General features: G+C 70.3%; 19 protein-coding genes. 12 read left to right on the plus strand and 7 right to left on the minus strand.

The features are described from left to right. Window positions 1–71 precede the first annotated feature (71 nt). The 4 genes from P1Y20_RS01160 (at window position 72) to P1Y20_RS01175 (ending at window position 4,487) form a co-directional block, all read left to right on the plus strand. Window positions 72–1,589, plus strand: a complete 1,518-nt coding sequence (locus P1Y20_RS01160) for an aldehyde dehydrogenase family protein (protein ID WP_304446822.1) — start codon at window positions 72–74, stop codon at window positions 1,587–1,589. 94 nt (window positions 1,590–1,683) lie between these two features. Then, a complete protein-coding gene (gene hpt / locus P1Y20_RS01165) occupies window positions 1,684–2,229 on the plus strand; it encodes a hypoxanthine/guanine phosphoribosyltransferase (protein ID WP_304446823.1) in 546 nt (181 codons plus the stop codon). 344 nt (window positions 2,230–2,573) lie between these two features. Further along, window positions 2,574–3,200: a VOC family protein gene (locus tag P1Y20_RS01170; RefSeq protein ID WP_304446824.1), complete on the plus strand. Its 627-nt coding sequence runs from the start codon at window positions 2,574–2,576 to the stop codon at window positions 3,198–3,200. A gap of 90 nt (window positions 3,201–3,290) precedes the next feature. Beyond that, a complete protein-coding gene (locus P1Y20_RS01175) occupies window positions 3,291–4,487 on the plus strand; it encodes an MFS transporter (protein WP_304446825.1) in 1,197 nt (398 codons plus the stop codon). Here the strand turns inward: P1Y20_RS01175 and P1Y20_RS01180 are convergent. Both P1Y20_RS01180 and P1Y20_RS01185 read right to left on the minus strand, forming a co-directional pair. Further along, on the minus strand, window positions 4,484–5,440 hold the full coding sequence (locus P1Y20_RS01180; protein ID WP_304446826.1) for a nucleoside hydrolase: 957 nt from the start codon (window positions 5,438–5,440) through the stop codon (window positions 4,484–4,486). The genes P1Y20_RS01175 and P1Y20_RS01180 overlap by 4 nt on opposite strands. A 141-nt stretch (window positions 5,441–5,581) precedes the next feature. Then, a complete protein-coding gene (locus tag P1Y20_RS01185) occupies window positions 5,582–5,944 on the minus strand; it encodes a nuclear transport factor 2 family protein (protein WP_304446827.1) in 363 nt (120 codons plus the stop codon). Window positions 5,945–6,089: 145 nt separating this feature from the next. On the opposite strand from P1Y20_RS01185, the gene P1Y20_RS01190 reads away from it, so the two are divergent. Further along, window positions 6,090–7,139 (plus strand): DUF7972 family membrane protein, encoded by a 1,050-nt coding sequence (locus P1Y20_RS01190; RefSeq protein ID WP_304446828.1) that lies wholly within the window; start codon window positions 6,090–6,092, stop codon window positions 7,137–7,139. Window positions 7,140–7,186: 47 nt separating this feature from the next. Further along, complete coding sequence (locus P1Y20_RS01195; RefSeq protein WP_304446829.1) at window positions 7,187–8,422, plus strand: beta propeller repeat protein; 1,236 nt, start codon at window positions 7,187–7,189, stop codon at window positions 8,420–8,422. Here the strand turns inward: P1Y20_RS01195 and P1Y20_RS01200 are convergent. Together P1Y20_RS01200 and P1Y20_RS01205 are read right to left on the minus strand one after the other, a co-directional pair. Continuing rightward, window positions 8,416–8,805, minus strand: coding sequence for a pyridoxamine 5'-phosphate oxidase family protein (locus P1Y20_RS01200; protein ID WP_304446830.1), 390 nt, complete (start codon window positions 8,803–8,805; stop codon window positions 8,416–8,418). The two genes, P1Y20_RS01195 and P1Y20_RS01200, sit on opposite strands and share 7 nt — an antisense overlap. A gap of 55 nt (window positions 8,806–8,860) precedes the next feature. Further along, entirely contained in the window at window positions 8,861–9,412 is a 552-nt protein-coding gene (locus tag P1Y20_RS01205) for a metal-dependent hydrolase (RefSeq protein ID WP_304446831.1), read from the minus strand. Between the two features lie 189 nt (window positions 9,413–9,601). Here P1Y20_RS01205 and P1Y20_RS01210 point away from each other — a divergent pair, with 189 nt between their 5' ends. The 4 genes from P1Y20_RS01210 (at window position 9,602) to P1Y20_RS01225 (ending at window position 13,268) form a co-directional block, all read left to right on the plus strand. After that, complete coding sequence (locus P1Y20_RS01210; RefSeq protein WP_304446832.1) at window positions 9,602–10,297, plus strand: helix-turn-helix domain-containing protein; 696 nt, start codon at window positions 9,602–9,604, stop codon at window positions 10,295–10,297. 71 nt (window positions 10,298–10,368) lie between these two features. Further along, window positions 10,369–11,772, plus strand: a complete 1,404-nt coding sequence (locus tag P1Y20_RS01215) for an APC family permease (RefSeq protein ID WP_304446833.1) — start codon at window positions 10,369–10,371, stop codon at window positions 11,770–11,772. Beyond that, entirely contained in the window at window positions 11,765–12,967 is a 1,203-nt protein-coding gene (locus P1Y20_RS01220; protein WP_304446834.1) for a M20 family metallopeptidase, read from the plus strand. The genes P1Y20_RS01215 and P1Y20_RS01220 overlap by 8 nt, the downstream gene beginning before the upstream one ends. Window positions 12,968–13,028: 61 nt before the next feature. Then, window positions 13,029–13,268, plus strand: a complete 240-nt coding sequence (locus tag P1Y20_RS01225) for a DUF8593 domain-containing protein (protein ID WP_304446835.1) — start codon at window positions 13,029–13,031, stop codon at window positions 13,266–13,268. Here P1Y20_RS01225 and P1Y20_RS01230 read toward each other — a convergent pair whose 3' ends face one another. Next, window positions 13,269–14,603: a M14 family zinc carboxypeptidase gene (locus P1Y20_RS01230; RefSeq protein WP_304446836.1), complete on the minus strand. Its 1,335-nt coding sequence runs from the start codon at window positions 14,601–14,603 to the stop codon at window positions 13,269–13,271. 176 nt (window positions 14,604–14,779) lie between these two features. Between P1Y20_RS01230 and P1Y20_RS01235 the strand changes: the two genes are divergently transcribed. Further along, window positions 14,780–15,826: an AI-2E family transporter gene (locus P1Y20_RS01235; RefSeq protein WP_304446837.1), complete on the plus strand. Its 1,047-nt coding sequence runs from the start codon at window positions 14,780–14,782 to the stop codon at window positions 15,824–15,826. 266 nt (window positions 15,827–16,092) lie between these two features. Here P1Y20_RS01235 and P1Y20_RS01240 read toward each other — a convergent pair whose 3' ends face one another. Next, complete coding sequence (locus P1Y20_RS01240; protein WP_304446838.1) at window positions 16,093–16,491, minus strand: DUF5789 family protein; 399 nt, start codon at window positions 16,489–16,491, stop codon at window positions 16,093–16,095. Window positions 16,492–16,562: 71 nt separating this feature from the next. Next, entirely contained in the window at window positions 16,563–17,756 is a 1,194-nt protein-coding gene (locus P1Y20_RS01245) for a redox-regulated ATPase YchF (RefSeq protein ID WP_304446839.1), read from the minus strand. Between the two features lie 368 nt (window positions 17,757–18,124). On the opposite strand from P1Y20_RS01245, the gene P1Y20_RS01250 reads away from it, so the two are divergent. Beyond that, a complete protein-coding gene (locus P1Y20_RS01250) occupies window positions 18,125–18,406 on the plus strand; it encodes a hypothetical protein (RefSeq protein WP_304446840.1) in 282 nt (93 codons plus the stop codon). Window positions 18,407–18,437: the final 31 nt, after the last annotated feature.

Raw genomic sequence — 18,437 nt, forward strand, 5'->3', positions numbered from 1 at the left:
CGATAGTGGTTTCTTCTCCCGCCGTCGGTGAGGAACGCTTTTCTCGCTCACACTCCCGGGTGTAGTCGTACATGGCAAGCGAGACGCGTTCGGTCGACGAGCGGCGAGACGAGGTCAGACAGCGCCACCGGGAGGCGGCCGAGGCCGCCGTCCCCGACCACACCGACCTGTACGTCGGCGGCGAGTTCGTCCCGGCGGCGGACGGCGAGACGTTCGAGACGGCCGACCCGACCACCGGCGAGACGCTCGCGTCGGTCGCTCGCGGGCGCGAGGCCGACGTCGACCGGGCGGTCGAGGCCGCCTGGGTGGCGTTCGAGGGGACGTGGTCGGGATACTCCGCCGGCAAGCGTCAGCGCGTTCTGAACGATATCGCGGACGCCATCGAGTCGCACACGGAGGACCTGGCGCGCCTGGAGTCGCTCGACAACGGCAAGCCGGTCTCGGAGGCGACGATAGACGTCCGCGGCGCGGCCGAACAGTTCCGGTACTTCGCCGGCGTCGTCCGCGAGAACCCCGGGGAGACGATGACCGCGGGGTCGCGGTTCGGGCAGGTCGTCGCGGAGCCCTACGGGGTCGTCGGACAGGTCATCCCGTGGAACTTCCCGCTGCTGATGGCGTCGTGGAAGCTCGCCCCCGCGCTGGCGGCGGGGAACTGCTCGGTGCTGAAGCCGGCCGAACAGACGCCGCTGTCGGCGCTCCGCCTCGCCGAACTCGTCGACGACGTCGTCCCGGACGGCGTGGTCAACGTCGTCACGGGCTTCGGCGAGGAGGCCGGCGCACCGCTCACGGGCCACCCGGACGTCCGGAAGGTGGCGTTCACGGGGTCGACCGCCGTCGGCAAGCAGGTGATGAAGGCCGCCGCGGAGAACGTCACCGACGTGACGCTCGAACTCGGGGGGAAGAGCCCCGTCGTCGTCTTCCCCGACGTGGACGTCTCGACGGCCGTCCGCCTCGTCAGCGCGGCCATCTTCTACAACACCGGGGAGTGCTGCGAGGCCGGGTCGCGACTGTTCGTCCACGAGGACGTCGCCGACGCCGTCCTCGATGGCCTGGTCGCCGCCATCGACGGGAGGACCGTCGGCGACCCGCTGCTCGAGGAGACCGACCTCGGGCCGAAGGTCTCGGGCGAGCAGGTCGACCGGACGCTCGCCTACCTCGACCGGGCGCGGGAGGCCGGCGGCCGGTTCCTCGCCGGCGGTGACCGACCCGACGACGAGGTGCTCGCCGACGGCTGTTACGTCGAGCCGACCGTCGTCGAGGGCCTCGACCACGACCACCCCGCCGTCCAGGAGGAGATATTCGGCCCGGTCCTCGAGGTGTTCCGCTGGGACGACTACGACTCGATGATGGAACTGGCCAACGACGTCGACTACGGCCTCGCCGGCGGCGTCATCACCGACGATATCGCACAGGCGAACCGGACCGCCCGCGACATCGAGGCGGGCTACGTCTGGGTCAACAGCTACCACGACCTCGTCCCCGGCCTCCCGTTCGGCGGCTACAAGCAGTCCGGCATCGGCCGGGAACTCGGTGCCGACACGCTCGACCACTACCGACAGACGAAGACCATCAACCTCTCGCTCCGGTAGAGACGCCGCTCCTCCACCGCGAACCGCGCGACCGCGTGGGCGGGGAGACACGGGAGAACGAACCGCTTTTCTCTCGAATGTGCGAACGCTCGCCATGAATCGACTCCGCGAGTCGTTGCACGAAGCCCCCATCGTCGACAAGGACGGCTACGAGTACCTCGTCCACCCCATCAGCAACGGCGTGCCGATGCTCCAGCCCCAGCTCCTCCGGGAGGTGGTCGTCGGGGTGACGCGCGCGGCGGACCTCGACGTGGACAAGATCGTCGCCCCGGAGGCGATGGGCATCCACCTGGCGACCGCGCTCTCGCTCCAGACCGACATCCCGCTGGTCGTCATCCGCAAGCGGTCCTACGGGCTCGAGAACGAGGTCGCCCTCCACCAGACGACCGGCTACTCGGAGTCGGAGATGTACATCAACGACGTCGAAGCGGGCGACCGCGTGCTCGTCGTCGACGACCTGCTCTCGACGGGCGGGACGCTCGCGGCCATCTGCGACGCCTTCGACGACATCGGTGCCGAGGTCGCCGACATCGTCGTCGTCATCCGGAAGGCCGGTCCCACCGCACTCGACGACACGGACCACGAGGCGACCAGCCTCGTCGACATCACCGTCGAGGGCGGCGCGGTCACCATCCACTGAGGCAGCGCGCGTTCCGGCCGTACACGCTCCTGTATATACACGACGGGTTTCGTACGTGTCGAGCGCGACGGCCTCGTGAGTGCTCGCGGGTCGGCGTTCGCCGCCTTCCCCGTCGCCCCGTTCCCGTCGAACACCGGTATCGTCGACTCCGCCGGCGTGATGCGTCGCCGTGTCGTCGGCGCTCGTGCTCGACACGCTCATCCCCGGCGAGCAGAGCCCCCTGTTCGACGCGCCCGGGACCGCTCGCTCGACGCGCGCCGCACCCAGCGAGGACTGCGCGCGGCGTCGGTCGCCGAGTCGGTGGGCAGACGTATGTGATCGCGGGCCCTACCGTCGACCACACGATGACCGACACGTCCACCGACGCGGCGAGCGAGGTCACCGCCGAGCGACCGGACAGCCCCATCCGGCTGGCGGGCACCGACCACATCACGCTCATCGGGAGCAACGAGGCGGACACGCTCGCGTACTACCGCGACCTGCTCGGGATGCCGCTCGTGCTCAGACAGCCGAACCTCGACGACCCCTCCTCGACGCACCTGTTCTTCGACACGGGCGACGGGCGCATCCTCACCTTCTTCGTGAGCGACGACCGCCCCTCGAATCCCAACCCCCAGCGCCCCACGGTCGGGGCGGTCCACCACCTCGCGTTCAGCGTCGCGCCCGAGCGCTTCGTCGAGACGCGCGAGGCGCTCGACGCGGCCGGTCGCGGCTACAACGAGTTCGACCGCGGGGTGTTCCACTCGCTGTACACCCGCGACCACAACGGCCTCGTCATCGAACTCGCCACCGACAAGTACGACATCCCCGACGACCGTCGCGGGGAGGTGCTCGCGGCGACCCAGCGCCACCGCGTCGCCGACGGCGCGGAGTACGCCCAGGAGGAGCACATGGAGGCCGCCCTGGAGGAACTCGGCCTCGACAGCGAGCCCTACGACCTGCCCGACGCGCCGACCGGCGCCGGCGTCTGACGGCGAGTCGCGTACTCGGTCGGGACGGCGGGTCCTTCGACGGCCGTCCGGAACCGAAAGGCCGTAGCCGCCTCGACGAGCGTTCCCGGTATGGACGAGACGCCGCCGCCGCGGTCGTACCTGCTGGTCGTCCTCGGCGGCGCGAGCTACTGCCTGCTCATGTTCGTCTGGTTCGCGCTCTCCGCCTTCCTCACCCCGATGACCGACGACCTCGGCCTCACCTCGACGCAGGCGGGGCTGCTCGTCGGCGCGGTGCCGCTCACCTACGTCCCCCTCTCGCTGTCGAGCGGGCTGGTCGTCGACCGCGTCGGGCCGCTCCGGGCCATCGGCGCGGGGACGGTCCTGTTCGGCCTCGCACAGGTCCTTCGAGGGGTCGCGCCCGACTACCCGACGATGCTCGCGCTGACGGTCCTGCTGGGCGTGGGCGCGACGGCGGTCACCTTCGGCCTGCCGAAGCTCGTCTCCGAACTGTTCCCCGCCTCCCGCGTCGGGACGCTCTCGACGGTCTACCTGCTCGGGTCGTACGTCGGGACGGCCGCGGCGTTCGTCGCCCGCCCGACGCTCGGGCCCGCGCTCGGCGGCTGGCGACCGACGTTCGTCGCGAGCGGCCTCGTCACCCTCGCGTTCGCGGGGCTCTGGGCGGTCGTCTCGTGGTGGTTCAGCGCCCCCCGCTTCGGCGACGACGGCCCCGCCCCGTCGGTGCGCCGGGACCTGACGCGGGTGCTCTCCCACGGCGAACTCCGCCTGCTGGTCGTCGTCGGCTCGGGGTACCTGTTCGTCATGCACGGCTTGCAGGGGTGGCTCCCCGCGGTCCTCGAATCGCGGGGGCTGACGCCCGCGCTCGCGGGTGGCGTCGCCACCGGCTTCGTCGTCGCCCGCGTCGTCGGGACGCTCGTCGTCCCGCCGCTGTCGGACGCGCTCGCGAAGCGCCGCGCGCCCGTCGTCGCCTGCGGCGCGCTCACGGCGCTCGGCTGTGCGGGGCTGGTCTCGACCGCCGCGCCGGTGTGGGGTGCCGCGCTCGCCGTCGCGGTCTGCGGGGTGGGCGTCGGCGGCGTCGCGCCGCTGGTGCGCGCGCTCCCCACCGAGATGGAGGGCATCGGCCCGCGCCTCACCGCCACGGCCGTCGGCCTCGTGTTCGCCGTCGGCGAGGTCGGCGGGTTCGTCGCGCCCCTCCTCGTGGGGGCCGCGCGCGACCTCACGGGCGGGTTCGCCCCCGGCCTGCTCGCGCTCGCGCTGGCCGGCGCGTCGATGGCCCTCGCCGGCGCGTTCCTCTCGGACCCGGTCTAGAGCGAGCGCTCGGGGTTCCCGTGGAGGAGCATGTCGGAGAACACCCGGTAGAACCCCTCCTCGTCGACCGACTCGACGACGCGCGTCCGGGGCTCGCCATCCGTGATGCCCAGTTCGTCGACGAGACTGTAGCCGCGGGTCATCCCCTCGCGCTCGTCCACGTCGACGAAGTACGTCGACGCCTCCTCCACGAGGTCGGGCGCGAGGAGGCAGGCCATCGTCAGCGAGTCCGGCTGGGTGGTGACGTCCTCGCCCAGTCGCTCGCGGCTGAACGCGCGGACCTGCTCGGAGACGGTCGTGAAGAACTCGGCGTAGCGCGTGTCGGCCTCCTCGAAGCGCGCCAGCCGGTCGGCGCCGAAGGTGCCGTCGCGGAGACAGACCCCCCAGTCGACCAGCGTCACGTCCAGTTCGCGGACGACCACCTTCGCCGCGTCCGGGTCGACCCAGAAGTTGTACTCGGCCGCGGGACGGTCGTTGCCCAGCGTGTTGACCGCGCCGCCCATCACCCACACCGAGTCGAGCAGGTCGTCCAGGGCGGGTTCGCGCCGGAGGGCGAGCGCCACGTTCGTCAGCGGGCCGATACAGACCAGCGTCAGGTCGCCCGGCGACGCGCGGGCGGCCTCGACGATGGCGTCGGGCGCGAACCCCGACGCCGACGGGATACCCGTGTCGGGGTGGAGGGACCCACCGAGTCCCCCCTCGCCGTGGATGTGTTCGACGTGCTCGAAGTCCTTGACCAGCGGGCCGCGCGCGCCCTCGTGGACGGGGACCTCGTCGGCGACGCCGGCGAGGTCGAGGGTGTACTTCGCGTTCTCTACCTCCCGGTCGAACGGGACGTTCCCGCCGACTATCGTGACCGCTTCCACGTCGAGCGACGGCGCGAGCGCGGCCATGAGCACCGCCTGCGTGTCGTCGCCGGCGGTGTCCGTGTCGACGATGACTCGTCGTGACATACGCGAGCGTGACACGCGACGCTCTTAATTAATCGGTCCGCTCCCCGGACGGTGTGCGTCGTCCGGTCGGTGCGAGACGGCACGCGACGGACCGGTCGCGTCGACGCGGTGGTGCGACGACGCACCCGTCGTCCGCCGCGTTCAGGCCGCGTCCGACGTCTTCGCGACGAAGGTCTGGGCGACGATGTTCCCGTCGCGGATGACGAAGGTGTCCGTCGCGAACTCGTACTCCGTCTCGGGGGTGCTCGCGCGCCAGACGATGTGGCCGTACTCGTCCTCGACGAGCGACTCGTCGAGCGAGAACGTCACGTCGGGGTCGTCGAACTCCTCGAACAGCCCCGCGAACAGCTCCTCTATCTCGTCCAGCCCGCGATAGGTCTCCAGTTGCGCCACCACGACCGCGTCCTCGTCGTAGTCCGCGAGGATGGCGTCCATGTCCTGCGCGCCGAACGCCTCCAGGTGGCGGTCCAGTACCTCTTCCGTCGTGTCGTCTGTCGTCCCCATTGTGTCGGTCTCCGTTAGTGTCTCTTCCGCCCGCGCGGACGGGACGGCTGAGGTACGACGCCGAGGACGTAATGGTTTCGCACGGTCCGAGTTCACGTTCGCCGCGTCGGGGTTTATTACATCTGGCGCGTGTCGCACCCGAGCGATGACCTCGCAGGCCGACGCGACCGAGCGGGCGAGCGAGACGACCGAACGGCGTCGGGCGGCGCTCTGGCGCTGGCTGCTGCTCGAAGGCGACCGGACCTACATGGCGGTCGCCCTCTGCGCGGCGCTGTTCGTCGGCTGCGTCGCCCTGGCGTGGGCCGGCGTCCTCGTCGTCGACCGGCCGGGGCCGGCCGGGACGCTCCTCTCGGCGCTCCTCGGCGGGATGCTCCCGTTCGTCACCGTCGTCCTCGCCATCAACCAGCTCATCCTCTCGCAGGAGTTCGGGACGACGGGGAACTTCGCCACCCGGCTGGAGGAGACGGCGACCTACCGGCTGTCCGTCGCCGCCGTGCTCGACACCGTGGCGGTCCCCGCCGCGCCGGGCGCGTTCCTCCGCCGTCTGCTGCTCGCCGCGGGGGAGGAGACGGCCGCGCTCGCGACGGCGGCCGCCTCGTGCGACCCGGCGGTCCGTCGCCTCCTCGAACGCTACGCGGCGGAACTCGCGGCGGAACTGGACGACGCGAGCGCGACGCTCGACGACGCCACCTACGGGACGTTCCACGTCATCTCCGTCGCGCTCTCGTTCGACGACGCCCGGTACGCGCGTGGCGCGCGCGCCCTGCGAACGCTGGGACCCTCGGGGGCGGACGGTGCGGACGGCGACGGACCGCTCTCCGCGGGGGCAGACGCGCTGCTGACGCGACTCGTCGTCCTCCTCGAGTGCGCGCACGTCGCGCGCCTCTACTTCAAGACGGTCTACCTCCAGCAGGAACTCGCCAACCTCTCGCGGATGCTGCTGTACGTGGGGTTCCCGGCGCTCGTCGTCGGCGGGTTCGTCCTCCTCACGCACGGCCGGTTGGTGGAACTGGGCGTCGGCTTCCCCCCGCTCGTCGCGCTCGTCGCCGCGAGCATCACGCTCGCCGTCGGCCCCTTCGTCGTCCTCTCCGTGTACGTCGTTCGCATCGCGACGGTCGCTCGCCAGACGGCGGGCGACTTCGGTCCCTTCGATCTGACGCGCGGCATCCCCGGCGAGGACCCCGACCGTCGCTGACACGCGGAGCCGAAGGGCTGATTGGGGCGGGTTTCGTGTACCGACCGATGACTGCCAACGCGGACGCCGCCGAGTGGGACGGCTTCGTCGGTTTCTATCGCCGCTACACGCGGACGTGGGTGCACACCCTCTGTACCGTGGCGCTGACCGCGTTCGGCATCCTGACGTTCGTCCACCGCGGGTTCGCCATCGTCGCCGTCGCGGCCTACGTCCTCCCACCTCTCGCGCTCTACCTGACCGGCCGCGAGCCGACCGGGGCGCGACCTGCCGCCGGCGACGCGGGGGCGACGCCCGACGACGAGGGTCGAGAGGTGCGAGACGAACGCGACGACGGGACTGACCGAGAGACCACCGACGAGGGCGAGGAGCGCGACGAGCGCCCGGAGACGGCGACCCGGACGCCGGACCCCGACGCGGAGCCGGCGTGGCGCCGTGTCGACGCGCCGACCGAGGCCACCCTCACCGACGTCGCCGTCGCCAGCGACGCCGCCTACGCCGTCGGCGACGGCGGCGTCGTCCTCTCGGACGACGACGACGGCTGGGCGGTCGCGCTCCGCGACGGGCCCGGGGCGGCGTCGAACGCGCTCCGTGGCGTCGCCGCCACCGACGACGGGGACGCGGTGTGGGTCGCGGGCGACGGCGGGGCGCTCGCCCGGTTCGACGCGGCGACCGGCCGGCACGTCGACTACTCCGCGCCGGGCGACCGAACCGACACCTGGAGCGCCGTCGCGGCCGGCGGGGAGGCGGGGAACGAGACGGTCCTCCTCGCGACGGGGTCGGGAACGGTCCTCCGGGGGCGCTATCGCGACGGCGAGGTCGCCTGGGACGAGCCGCAGACTCCGGGGAGCGGGTCGAGTATGAGCGGCCTCTCGCTCGCCGGGGAGGCGGGCCACGCCTGCGACACGAACGACGGCGTGTTCGAGACGGGCGACGGCGGCCGGAGCTTCGAACGCGTCGGCTGCGACGCGGCGGGGACGCTCACCGACGTCGTGACGCTGGCCGCGCACGACTGCCTCGTCAGCGCCGACGACGGCGTCGTCCACCGCTACGCCGACGGCCGGTGGACGCCCGAACGCGTCTGTGACGGGGCGCTCGTCGCCCTCGCCTCGGACGACGACCTGACCGTCGCCGCCGGGGAGGGCGCGGTGTTCGAGCGCGACGGCGGCGAGTGGGAGCGCTTCCTCGCTCCGGGGGGGTCGCTGCGCGGCGCGAGCGTGGGGGACGGCCGGGCGCTCGCGGTCGGCGACGACGGGACGATACTCGAGCGCTCGGCCGGTCAGTAGGTCCGGTAGGTGGCCGACCCGACGTCGACGCGGACGAGGGTGTTGTCGCTCCACGCGTCGGGGTCGGCACCGTAGCGCGGGTTGATGCGCGCCGCGGCCGCCCGTAACTCGTCCTCGTCCTCGACGACGCGTGCGGTCCCGAGCAGCGACACCATCCACTCGGCGTGCCCACCCTCGTCGCGCTGTATCGAGAGCGCGACGCGGGGGTTCGCACGCACGTTCGCGAGCTTTCGCCCCGTCGTGAGCACCTCCACCTCGTCGTCGGCGTAGTGGTACCAGACCGGGGCGACGTGGGGCCGGCCCTCGCGACAGGTCGCGAGGTGGGCCATCACGGGGTCGCTCGTGAGCAGTCGCTCCGCCTCCTCGGGGACCGTCTCTCCCATGGCCCACGCACGAGCGCGACCGGGATAAGGGTGGACGTCCCCGACCCCCACCGGGTCAGCGCCCTTCGACGCGGGGCGTCCGGAGGGTCCCGAGGCCGCGGTAGTAACCGACCGCGAGGTGGAGCGCGACGGCGACGGCGAACAGCCCGGCGTTCCACAGCGACGCGTCGTAGTAGATGAGGTCGACCGAGAGCGGGGCGTCGGAGAGCGGCCACAGCGCCCGGATGGGGAGCGCGACGTCCGGCGAGGAGAGGACGTCCGCGAAGAGGTGGCTCACCCCCCCGACGAACAGGCCACCGGCGACGAAGCCGAACACCGTCCGGCGGGGGACCGTCGCGTCGTGGACCAGCCGTTCGACCCGCGAGGTGTCGAGGGCGGCGGCGACGGCCCCACCGAGGAGGGCGACGCAACCGACGAAGAACACGGTGTGGGTGATGCCGTGGTGGACGACGGGGAGGAAACTCCGCAGGAAGAGGTCGACGTCGGGGAGCATCGAGGTGAGCAACGCCACCCCGACGAACGCGAGGCTCGTGCGCCCCGTCCAGCGCAACCAGGCGGGGAGGGTGAAGAGGAGACAGAACGCGAAGTGCCCCGAGACGTCTACCATGTCCGACGTGTCGGGGACTGAATATATAACGACTTCTGTCGTGCCCGACGCGTATCGCCGTGAACGCGCCCGCGCTCGTCGTCGTCGACCGGTCCGCCGGGCGACCGGTCCGCACCGTATCGACCCCCCGTCCATGAACGGGTCGCGAGAGACAGGGCTTAGTCCTTGCTCGTCGTGTGACAACCGAGGATGGCGACGAACGAACCGGGCGTGCGCGTCTCGCTCGACATCTGGCACCCCGACTGCTGGACGCTCGAGGTGACGGCGGACGTCGACGCCGGCCTGCTCGGCCACGGCGTCCACCACATCGACGGCCTCGCGACCGGTCGGTTCACCGCCTACGCCGAGACGGCCGAGGCGCTCGACGACCTGCTGGCGGCGATTCGCGACTCCGACCTCACCGACTCGGTCTGGGAGACGGGCGCGCCGACCGACCCGGCGGTGGGGAGCGTCGTCCCGGGGAGCGCGACGCGAGGTATCGTCGTCCAGTACGACCTGGACAACAGCATCAACGACGCGCTCGTCTCGCGGGGGTTCATCCCCGACGAACCGGTGCGGATGGTCGACGGCCGGGAGTACTGGACGGTGCTCGTCCACGAGACGCGCCGGACCGTCCACGACCGACTGGAGGAGGTCCGCGAGGAGATGGACGCCGACATCCGCGTCGAACTCATCACGGCGCCGGCCAGCGGCGGCGGTATCTTCCAGCTCGACGCGCTGTCGGCGCGCCAGCGCGAGGTGTTCGACCTCGCGCGCAGTCGGGGCTACTACACCTGGCCCCGGCAGGTGACGGCCGCCGACCTGGCCGACGACGCCGGCGTCTCGAAGGCGACGCTCCTCGAACACCTCCGGAAGGCCGAATCGAAGCTCCTGGGCTCCGCCTGAGCGCCGGTCCGCCCGCCGGCCACCCATGCTAGGGAGGGGAGTTATGCCCGACTAGTGACGGGTGATACCATATGTCTACATCGAGTACGAACGAGGGGAACAGTCTCTCGCGTAACATCGGGCTCTTCGGTGCCGTGAGCACCGTCGTGGCGGGGACCCTGGGGGCGGGATTGTTCGTCACGCTCGGGACGGCGAGCGCGACGACGGGGCCGAGCGTCATCCTGGTCGTCGTCCTCTCGGGGGTGCTCGCGATGAGCATCGCCATCAACTACAGCTGGATGGCCACCATCTTCCCGGCGGCCGCCGGCTCCTACGCCTACATCTCACGGACGTTCGAGAACCGCCTCCCGGGCTTCCTCGTGACGTGGTCGAAGTGGCTCGGGTACATGGCCGCCGACGCCGTCCTCGCGCTCGGGTTCGGCAGCTACCTCCAGGTGTTCTACCCGAGCGTCGACCCGGCGCTCGCGGGGTTCGGCCTGCTCACGGTCCTCTTCCTCATCAACCTCGTCGGCAACAAGGGCTACAGCGTCTCGCAGAACGCCATCTTCGCGTTCCTGATGCTCGCCATCCTCGTCCTGGTCGTGCCGGGGAGTTTCAGCGTCGACCCGGCGAACTACCAGCCGTTCTTCACCGGCGGGTCCGACGGCTTCCTCGCCGCCGCCGTCCCCCTCTTCTACGCCTACATCGGCATCGCCGTCGCCGGGCAGATGGGCGCGGAGGTGAAGAACCCCGGCCGGAACCTCCCGCTGGCGATGGCGGGCGGCACGCTCATCCTCATCCTGCTGTACGTCTGGACGGCCATCGTCCTCTACGGGGTCGTCGCGGACTACACGGTCCTCGCGAACTCCGCCCGCCCGATGGCGACCGCCGCCGAGGCGTTCCTCGGCGACAGCGCCATCGCCATCGTCGCCATCGGCGGCCTGCTCGCCACCGCCTCCAGCGTCCACGCGGTGATGGCCGCCGGCATCAAGATGCCCTACTCGTGGGCGTGGGACGAGGTGTTCCCCAAGCGCTTCTGCGAGGTCAACGACCGGTTCGGGACGCCTCACTGGTCGCTGCTCACGCTGTACGTCGTCGCCAGCGCGCTCACGTTCTGGAGCTCTGGGCTCGACCAGGTCATCGTCATCGCGACGTTCAGCTACCTCATCGCGTACTTCACCGTCTCGATTACGGTCCTCTACGTCTACTTCACGAAGCCGGACCTCGCCTCGCAGGCGGCGTTCGACATCGGCGGCCTGCTCTTGCTGACGGGCGTCGTCGCGACGCTCGGCGCCGGCGCGCTCCTGACGCAGGCCTACCAGGGGTCGCTGACGGTGTACGTCCCGTGGCTGCTCGTCGGCATCGTCGTCTTCGCGGTGTACTGGTACCGCGGCGAGCAGCGCGACGTCGACGTCGACGCGCTGCTCTCGACGCTCCCGGGGGTCTCCGCGACGGACCGCGAGGTCACCCAGGGGCAGGGGGTGGGCGATGACTGACGCCCGCGTCGTCGACCCCGACGCGACCATCGACCTCCTGCAGGAGATGGTGCGAATCCCGAGCCCGTACTTCGAGGAGCACGACCTCGCGGACTTCGTCTACGCCTGGCTCGCCGACCGCGACCTCGCCCCCGAGTACCACCACGTGAGCGAACCGGACATCACCGGCTACGAGGGGGACAACGTCGTCGCCCGACTGGAGGGGAACGACCCCGACGCGCCGACGCTCCTGCTCAACGCCCACATGGACACGGTGAAGCTCGTCGAGGACTGGGCGGAGGACCCCTGCTCGGGGCGCATCGAGGACGGGAAACTGTACGGGCAGGGCGCCTGCGACATGAAGGGCGGCCTCGCCGCCATCATGGTCGCCTTCGAGGCACTCGCGGAGCGGGACCTGGCCGGCGACGTGCTGTTCACGGCCGTCGTCGACGAGGAGGGCCCCTACGGCCTCGGCGCAGACCGTCTCGTCCGCGACGGCTACACCGACGACTGCGACGCGGCCATCGTCACCGAACCCGGCCCCGTCCTCTCGCAGGGCGACGACGTCGAGAACCCGGCGCTCGTCCTCGGCGCGCGCGGCCGGTTCCTCTACGACATCACGGTCAGGGGGAAGGCGGCGCACGGCTCGCAGCCGGAGAAGGGAGTCAACGCCGTCGTCGACGCCGGGCGCGTCGCCGAGGCGCTCACCGACATCGAGGTCGGCACGCACCCCGAACTCGGCGACGGGTCGGTCTGTCCGCTCCTGCTCGACGGCGGGAGCCAGACGCTCTCGGTGCCCGAGCGCGCCCGCCTGATGGTCGACCGCCACGTCGTCGTCGGCGAGAGCGAGGCGGACGTGCGCGCCGACGCCGAGACGGCCATCGCGGCGCTCGACCTCGAGAGCGAGGTGGATGTGAGCTTCCGGGAGGCACCCGAACCGGACATCCGCTACGGCCCCTACGTCACCGACCCCGACCACCCGCTGGTCGGGTCGCTCCGCGGTGCGGCCGAGCGCGTGACGGGCGTCGCCCCCGCCATCGCCTACTTCTCCAGCGTCGGCGACTTCAACTACTTCGGCGAGCGGGCGGGCCTTCCGACGGTCATCGTCGGTCCCGACGGCGAGAACATCCACGGGGCGGGCGAGTTCGTCTACACCGACGAGGTCGTCGAGGTGGCCGACATCGTCGTCGAGGGAGCGAGCGACCTGCTCGGGTAGCCCGGGCCGTCAGGCGAGTGCCGGCCCAACGTTCAACTGGGCGACCGTCGAAGTCGGTCACATGGCAACCGAATTCACGGACGAGCAGGTCGGCAAGCGCGTCGTCTCCCAGACCGGCGAGGAGATAGGGACCGTCTCGTCGGTCAGCGACGGCGACCTCCACGTCACCGTCGACGGGGACGTCGACGACGACCTCGCCGACGAACTGGGGTGGGGTGGTGCCGTCGAACAGGACACGAACCGCCTCGAGAGGGAGTACGTGGCGGACGTCGAGGAGGAGTCGGTTCGTCTCCGAATCTGACTACCGCGTCGGGAGGTCGACGCCGTGGGGGTTCTCCAGCGGGTCGCCCGTCAGGGGGATGTCCCAGTACTTCTCCGCGTCCACGTCGTCGATGGAGCCGTCGGCCATCGCCTCGAAGGTGGCCATGAAGCCCACCGTCGTCGCCTGGACCATCTGGCCGAAGCCCTGCTGGCCGCGGTCGTCGGTCTGGCCGGCGACCTCGTAGAGCAGGCCCGCCGCGCCCGTGTTCGGGCAGACGGTGTCGAGGTACGACCCCCACAGCGGGTAGTAGCCGTAGCGGGTCACGCTGTCGAAGACGCTGTCGCCGCGCTGGCCGAGCGCCTCCTCGACGAGGACGTTCAGTTGGAGCGACCGCTCGCTCGTCTCGGCGTCGATGAACGGGTCGACGACCTGCTCGACGTCCGCGCCGTCGAAGTCGAACGGCGAGCGGTCGAGGTACGCCTCGCCGTAGGCGGGCATGACGCTCATGATGGTCTGCTTAGGGGGCTGGTTGCCGTCGCCGGAACCGGGGTAGAGGTAGCGCCCCTGGTGGTGGTGCGTGATGGCGTAGTCCGGGTCGGCGCGGAGCGCGCTCGCGGCGACGGCGCGCACCTCGGGCGCGAGCATGAGCCCGCTCGACCGCAGGGTGTAGCCCTCGTACTCGACGTCGTAGTAGTTCACGCCGCTGTCGCTCTGGGACCACGACCCGTCCTGCTCGTCGATGGCGTCCGCGTCCAGCGCGATGTTGAAGTCCCGGTTCATGTCGTAGCCGGGGTGCGCGTCGTCGGGCGTCGCGTAGTGGTAGGACGGCCGGTACGCGGAGTCGCCCTCCGCCCAGTCCTGGGTGTTGGTCCGGCGGCCGATCCACTCGTCGGTCCCGTCGTCGTCGATGTCGTACTCGAACATCGCCCCGTCGGGGTTCACCCGGGGGACCACGGTGAACGAGAGTTCGTCGAGCAGGAGGTCGACCTGCTTCGAGTTCCCGAGCGCGAGGTCGCGCAGTAGGCTGAGGGTCACTTCCGTCCCGACGGGTTCGTCGCCGTGAATCTGGTTGATGAGGTGGACGCCCGTGTCGCCGTCGCCGACCGTGACCTCCCAGATGGGTCCGCCGAGGCCGGCCGACCGACCGATCTGCGTCAGCGAGATGCGGTCGCTCTTGCGGTCGAGGCGCTGCAGGTCGGCCGCGAGTTCCTCGTTCGTGTGGTAGGCGTTGAGGTTGTACGCGTGCTCGCTGCCCGGCCACGGGCCACCGGGGCGGTAGTTCCCGCGTCGGTCGTCGTCGGCAACTGCGGTCCCGGTCGCCGCCAGCCCTAGGAGGGCCGTTCCGGTCGTTTTCAGATAGGTACGTCGTCGCATGATACTGTTCAACTGGACTAGATTACGTATAATAATTTTGGCCGATTTTTCGAAAGAAAGTGGTGCGAGGTCGTCCGCCGGACGGGCTCCCGTCGATTCGACCCTCCGGTCACGGCGACCTGTCGCTCGCCGACACCGTCGCGGTAGGTTTTTGCGTCCGACCACGTATCAGCTGCATGAACAGACACCGGGCGGTACTGGTCGTCCTGCTGTTCGTCGCCGCCGCGCTGGCGTACGCGCTGGTACGGCCGTTCCTCCAGTACGTCCTGCTCGCGGTGTTGTTGGCGTACCTCCTCTACCCGGTCCAGCGGCGTCTCGCCCCGCGCGTCGGCTCCCGGGTGGCGGCGGCGACGCTCATCACCGTGACGGTGGGGTTGCTGTTGCTCCCCGTCGCGGTCCTCCTCGGGGTGGCCGCCCAGCAGGCGCTCGGCATCGTCGAGTTGCTCCGGACCGGGGCGGCCAACTACGAGGGACTCGAACGGTTCCTCCGGACGACGTTCGGCGTCGCCGTCGAACTCGACGCGCTCCTGCCGACGATTCCGGAGCGACTCGGCGAGATGGTCAACCGGAACGGGTCGGAGGGGACCCAGCGCGTCCTCGCCGAGGCGCTGAACGTCGTGACGACCGTGACGAACCTCGGCATCGGCCTGTTCGTCACCTTGTTCCTGCTCTACTACCTGCTCGTCGACGGGGCCGACGTCGTCGGCTGGGTCCGACGCGTCCTGCCGCTCAGCCCGTCGGTCCAGCGCGACCTCCTCGGCGAGTGCGACCGGCTCATGTGGGCCGCCGTCGTCGGCAACGTCGTCGTCGCGCTGGTACAGGGACTCCTCACCGGCATCGGGTTCTACGCCGTCGGGTTCTCGGACGTCGTCTTCTGGACCGTCGTCACGTTCGGGCTCTCGTTGCTCCCGCTCATCGGGGCGTCCGTCGTCTGGCTCCCCGCGTCGCTCTACCTCGTCGTCACCGGACAACCGGTCCCGGGGGCGGCGCTGTTCGCCTACGGTGCGCTCGTCGTCAGCCTCTCCGACAACTACCTCCGGCCGGTCGTCGGCGGTCGGGAGGCGAACCTGAACCCGGGACTGTTCCTGCTCGGTATCTTCGGCGGCCTCGCCCTCCTCGGGGTCATGGGGTTGTTCTTCGGGCCGGTCCTCCTCGGGATGGCGAAGCGAATCGCCGAGGTCACCGCCCGGGAACTCGCGGAGGACTCCAGCATCGCGCGCTGATTCGCCCACTGCGACCGTCGCCTCGGACGACCTATACTCATACCCCGCGGGGAACGGGTGTAGCTACAACCGACTTGCGGCCGTCCGCCCTCGGAACACCTGCGGACGCGGGGTGTGGACGCACGCCGCCTCGCGCCGCCGGACGCGCGTTCCCGTTCCCCCGTCACCCGCCGCACCGACGACGGCCGGATTCGGATGGCACACACCGTCGTCGAGTCGGGGGTGACGGCCGCAGTGGATACCGACTCGACGCCCGTTCGTTTCGGCTACCGGTCGGTCTCCTCGTCGAACTGTTCCGGTTCCACGTCGACCGTGTCCGCGTCCGCGTCGTCGTCGAGCGCTTCGAGGTCCCGGCCGGCGTTGTACTCCTCGTCGCCGCCCGCCTCGCCCGTCAGTTCACCGTAGAGCGCCTCTCGAACCTCCTCCGGGGTGTCGAACTCCTCGCTCTGGGTCATGCGGTCGAAGACGCTCCCGAGCGACTCCGTCTCGTTGGGCAGGTCGATGGGCTGGTCCGCGTACTCCTTCGCCAGTTCCTCGCTCCGGACGGGGTACTCCCGCTCGCCGAGGTCGGTCTGGACCTCGTCGAGCAACGACTCGACGTTCTCCGCCCGCTCGCGCTTTCGCTCGCCGATGCGGTCCTGGGCGCGGTCTCTGTCTCCGGACATGGGGGTCTCGCTACGCCGGGACGACGAAAAGGTCTGTGGGCGGGCGGGAGCGTTGCCGCCGTCTCGACCGCTCAGTTCGTCGTGAGTATCTCGACGACGTCGCGGTGGTCCAGTTCGTGGTCGGCACCGATCTGCCGCTTGCTCCGGCAGTCGATGCCGTGGAGGAGGCCGTCGCCGATGTCGGTGTGGAGGAAGTACGCGAAGTCCTCCGTGGTGGAGTTCGGAGGGAGGAGGAAACAGTCCCGGAGGACCTTCCCCTCGTCGGTGACGACGCCCTTCGAACTCCCGGGGAAGACCGCCACGGCCCCGAGTTCGCCGAACAGCGCGGCTTCGAGCGCGCGCTGGACACCCGTCCCCTCGTACTCGGTGACGAAGTCGCGGATGCGTTCGAGGCCGGTCTTCTGCTCCATCGAGACGTCCCCCACGACCTCGAAGTCCGACGCGCCGGGCGTGTAGTCGACGACGCCGGCCTCGTCGGCCTTCTTCAGCGCCTTCTCGGCGTGGGCGCTCACCGGGACGACCGTGAGGTGGTCGTAGTCGGGGTCGGCGGTTATCTCCGCGAAGTTGGCCTGCGCCTCCGGCGTGTCCATCTTGTTGGCCGCGACGACCATCGGTTTCGTGCGCTTCCGTATCTCGCGGGCGAGTTCGAGGCGGTCCGGTTCCGTCCACGTGTCGGGGTCGAGGTCCAGCCCCTGCGCGAGGACGACCTGCTTCACCTCGTCTTTGGTGATGCCGAAGGCGTCCATCTGCTCGGCCAGCGACACCTCGACGTCCTTGTCGGCGCCGTGGTAGCCGGTGCGGTAGCGCTCGATGCCCTTCTCCAGGACGCCGAGGTACCACTGGTCGAGTTCGTCCTCGAGGAAGGCGATGTCCTCGCGGGGGTCGTGACCCTCCGTCGCCTCGCCCTCGACGTCCGTCGTCCCGGAGAAGTCGACGACGTGGACGAGGACGTCCGCCTCGTTGAGGTCGGTGAGGAACTGGTTGCCGAGGCCCTTCCCCTCGTGGGCGCCGGGGATGAGGCCCGCCACGTCGACGAGTTTCGTCGGGACGAACCGGGTGCCGCCCTCGCAGAAGCCCGTCTCGGGGGTGCAGGTCTCGCCGAACTCGGGGGCGGCGCACTCGACGCGGACGTACGCCTCGCCGACGCTCGGGTCGATGGTGGTGAAGGGGTAGGCACCCTCCGGCACGTCGTTCATCGTCGCGGCGTTGAAGAAGGAGGACTTGCCCACCGAGGGCTTGCCCACGAGACCGATCTTGTAACTCATTGGACTCGCTCGGCGAGCGACCCCCGAAACGGTTGCGACTCGACGGCTCGGCGTGTCGTGCGAACACGGGACGGACCCTCGGGACGGGCCATGAATATCTATATAGACGCTCGAATGGAGGGCTATTTCATACTAATGTATGCTGAAACATAATGGTTACTCGGCGTTTGTGAGGGCTAATAACATGCACCTTGTCACAGATTGTACCGGGTCGTGAGCGTCCGAGCGGCCCACCCACACTGTGTGACATGGTTGCATTTCTCACAACCTATCAACATTAGAGAATGTTTTTTATACCTCGGGGACGTTCTACTGAGTACGGCCGGGAGACGATGCGGTTGCACCGCCCCCGGCACGGAGTTCACCGCATGTCACGACACCCTATCCGCTCCGACCTGCTGTACGGTTCCCGAACGCCGACCGACGCCAGGTCGGTCCTCACGATGTTCGCCATGCTGGCGCTCGTCCCGCTCGCGCTCTGGGCGGCCGAGAACCTCGCCCTCGCGGCGGCGGCGCTCGCCGCCGTCCTCGCCCTCCGGCTCCTCGTCGGACGGGTCGCCCGTCGTCGGCGCGGCGAGGAGACGACGCTCCGCGTCCCCGGCGTCGACGCGCAGTTCCAGGTGCGCGTCCAGGGCCGTCCGAACCGCTGACGCGCTCGACGTACTACCACACGGGGTCGTG

The organism is Halomarina ordinaria, from assembly GCF_030553305.1.
GTDB lineage: Archaea > Halobacteriota > Halobacteria > Halobacteriales > Haloarculaceae > Halomarina > Halomarina ordinaria.

Bases quoted from the DNA above. Each gene is read 5' to 3' on its own strand.
- P1Y20_RS01160 (WP_304446822.1), top strand. From the start codon at position 72: ATGGCAAGCGAGACGCGTTCGGTCGACGAGCGGCGAGACGAGGTCAGA.
- hpt (WP_304446823.1), top strand. From the start codon at position 1,684: ATGAATCGACTCCGCGAGTCGTTGCACGAAGCCCCCATCGTCGACAAG.
- P1Y20_RS01170 (WP_304446824.1), top strand. From the start codon at position 2,574: ATGACCGACACGTCCACCGACGCGGCGAGCGAGGTCACCGCCGAGCGA.
- P1Y20_RS01175 (WP_304446825.1), top strand. From the start codon at position 3,291: ATGGACGAGACGCCGCCGCCGCGGTCGTACCTGCTGGTCGTCCTCGGC.
- P1Y20_RS01180 (WP_304446826.1), bottom strand. From the start codon at position 5,440: ATGTCACGACGAGTCATCGTCGACACGGACACCGCCGGCGACGACACG.
- P1Y20_RS01185 (WP_304446827.1), bottom strand. From the start codon at position 5,944: ATGGGGACGACAGACGACACGACGGAAGAGGTACTGGACCGCCACCTG.
- P1Y20_RS01190 (WP_304446828.1), top strand. From the start codon at position 6,090: ATGACCTCGCAGGCCGACGCGACCGAGCGGGCGAGCGAGACGACCGAA.
- P1Y20_RS01195 (WP_304446829.1), top strand. From the start codon at position 7,187: ATGACTGCCAACGCGGACGCCGCCGAGTGGGACGGCTTCGTCGGTTTC.
- P1Y20_RS01200 (WP_304446830.1), bottom strand. From the start codon at position 8,805: ATGGGAGAGACGGTCCCCGAGGAGGCGGAGCGACTGCTCACGAGCGAC.
- P1Y20_RS01205 (WP_304446831.1), bottom strand. From the start codon at position 9,412: ATGGTAGACGTCTCGGGGCACTTCGCGTTCTGTCTCCTCTTCACCCTC.
- P1Y20_RS01210 (WP_304446832.1), top strand. From the start codon at position 9,602: ATGGCGACGAACGAACCGGGCGTGCGCGTCTCGCTCGACATCTGGCAC.
- P1Y20_RS01215 (WP_304446833.1), top strand. From the start codon at position 10,369: ATGTCTACATCGAGTACGAACGAGGGGAACAGTCTCTCGCGTAACATC.
- P1Y20_RS01220 (WP_304446834.1), top strand. From the start codon at position 11,765: ATGACTGACGCCCGCGTCGTCGACCCCGACGCGACCATCGACCTCCTG.
- P1Y20_RS01225 (WP_304446835.1), top strand. From the start codon at position 13,029: ATGGCAACCGAATTCACGGACGAGCAGGTCGGCAAGCGCGTCGTCTCC.
- P1Y20_RS01230 (WP_304446836.1), bottom strand. From the start codon at position 14,603: ATGCGACGACGTACCTATCTGAAAACGACCGGAACGGCCCTCCTAGGG.
- P1Y20_RS01235 (WP_304446837.1), top strand. From the start codon at position 14,780: ATGAACAGACACCGGGCGGTACTGGTCGTCCTGCTGTTCGTCGCCGCC.
- P1Y20_RS01240 (WP_304446838.1), bottom strand. From the start codon at position 16,491: ATGTCCGGAGACAGAGACCGCGCCCAGGACCGCATCGGCGAGCGAAAG.
- P1Y20_RS01245 (WP_304446839.1), bottom strand. From the start codon at position 17,756: ATGAGTTACAAGATCGGTCTCGTGGGCAAGCCCTCGGTGGGCAAGTCC.
- P1Y20_RS01250 (WP_304446840.1), top strand. From the start codon at position 18,125: ATGTCACGACACCCTATCCGCTCCGACCTGCTGTACGGTTCCCGAACG.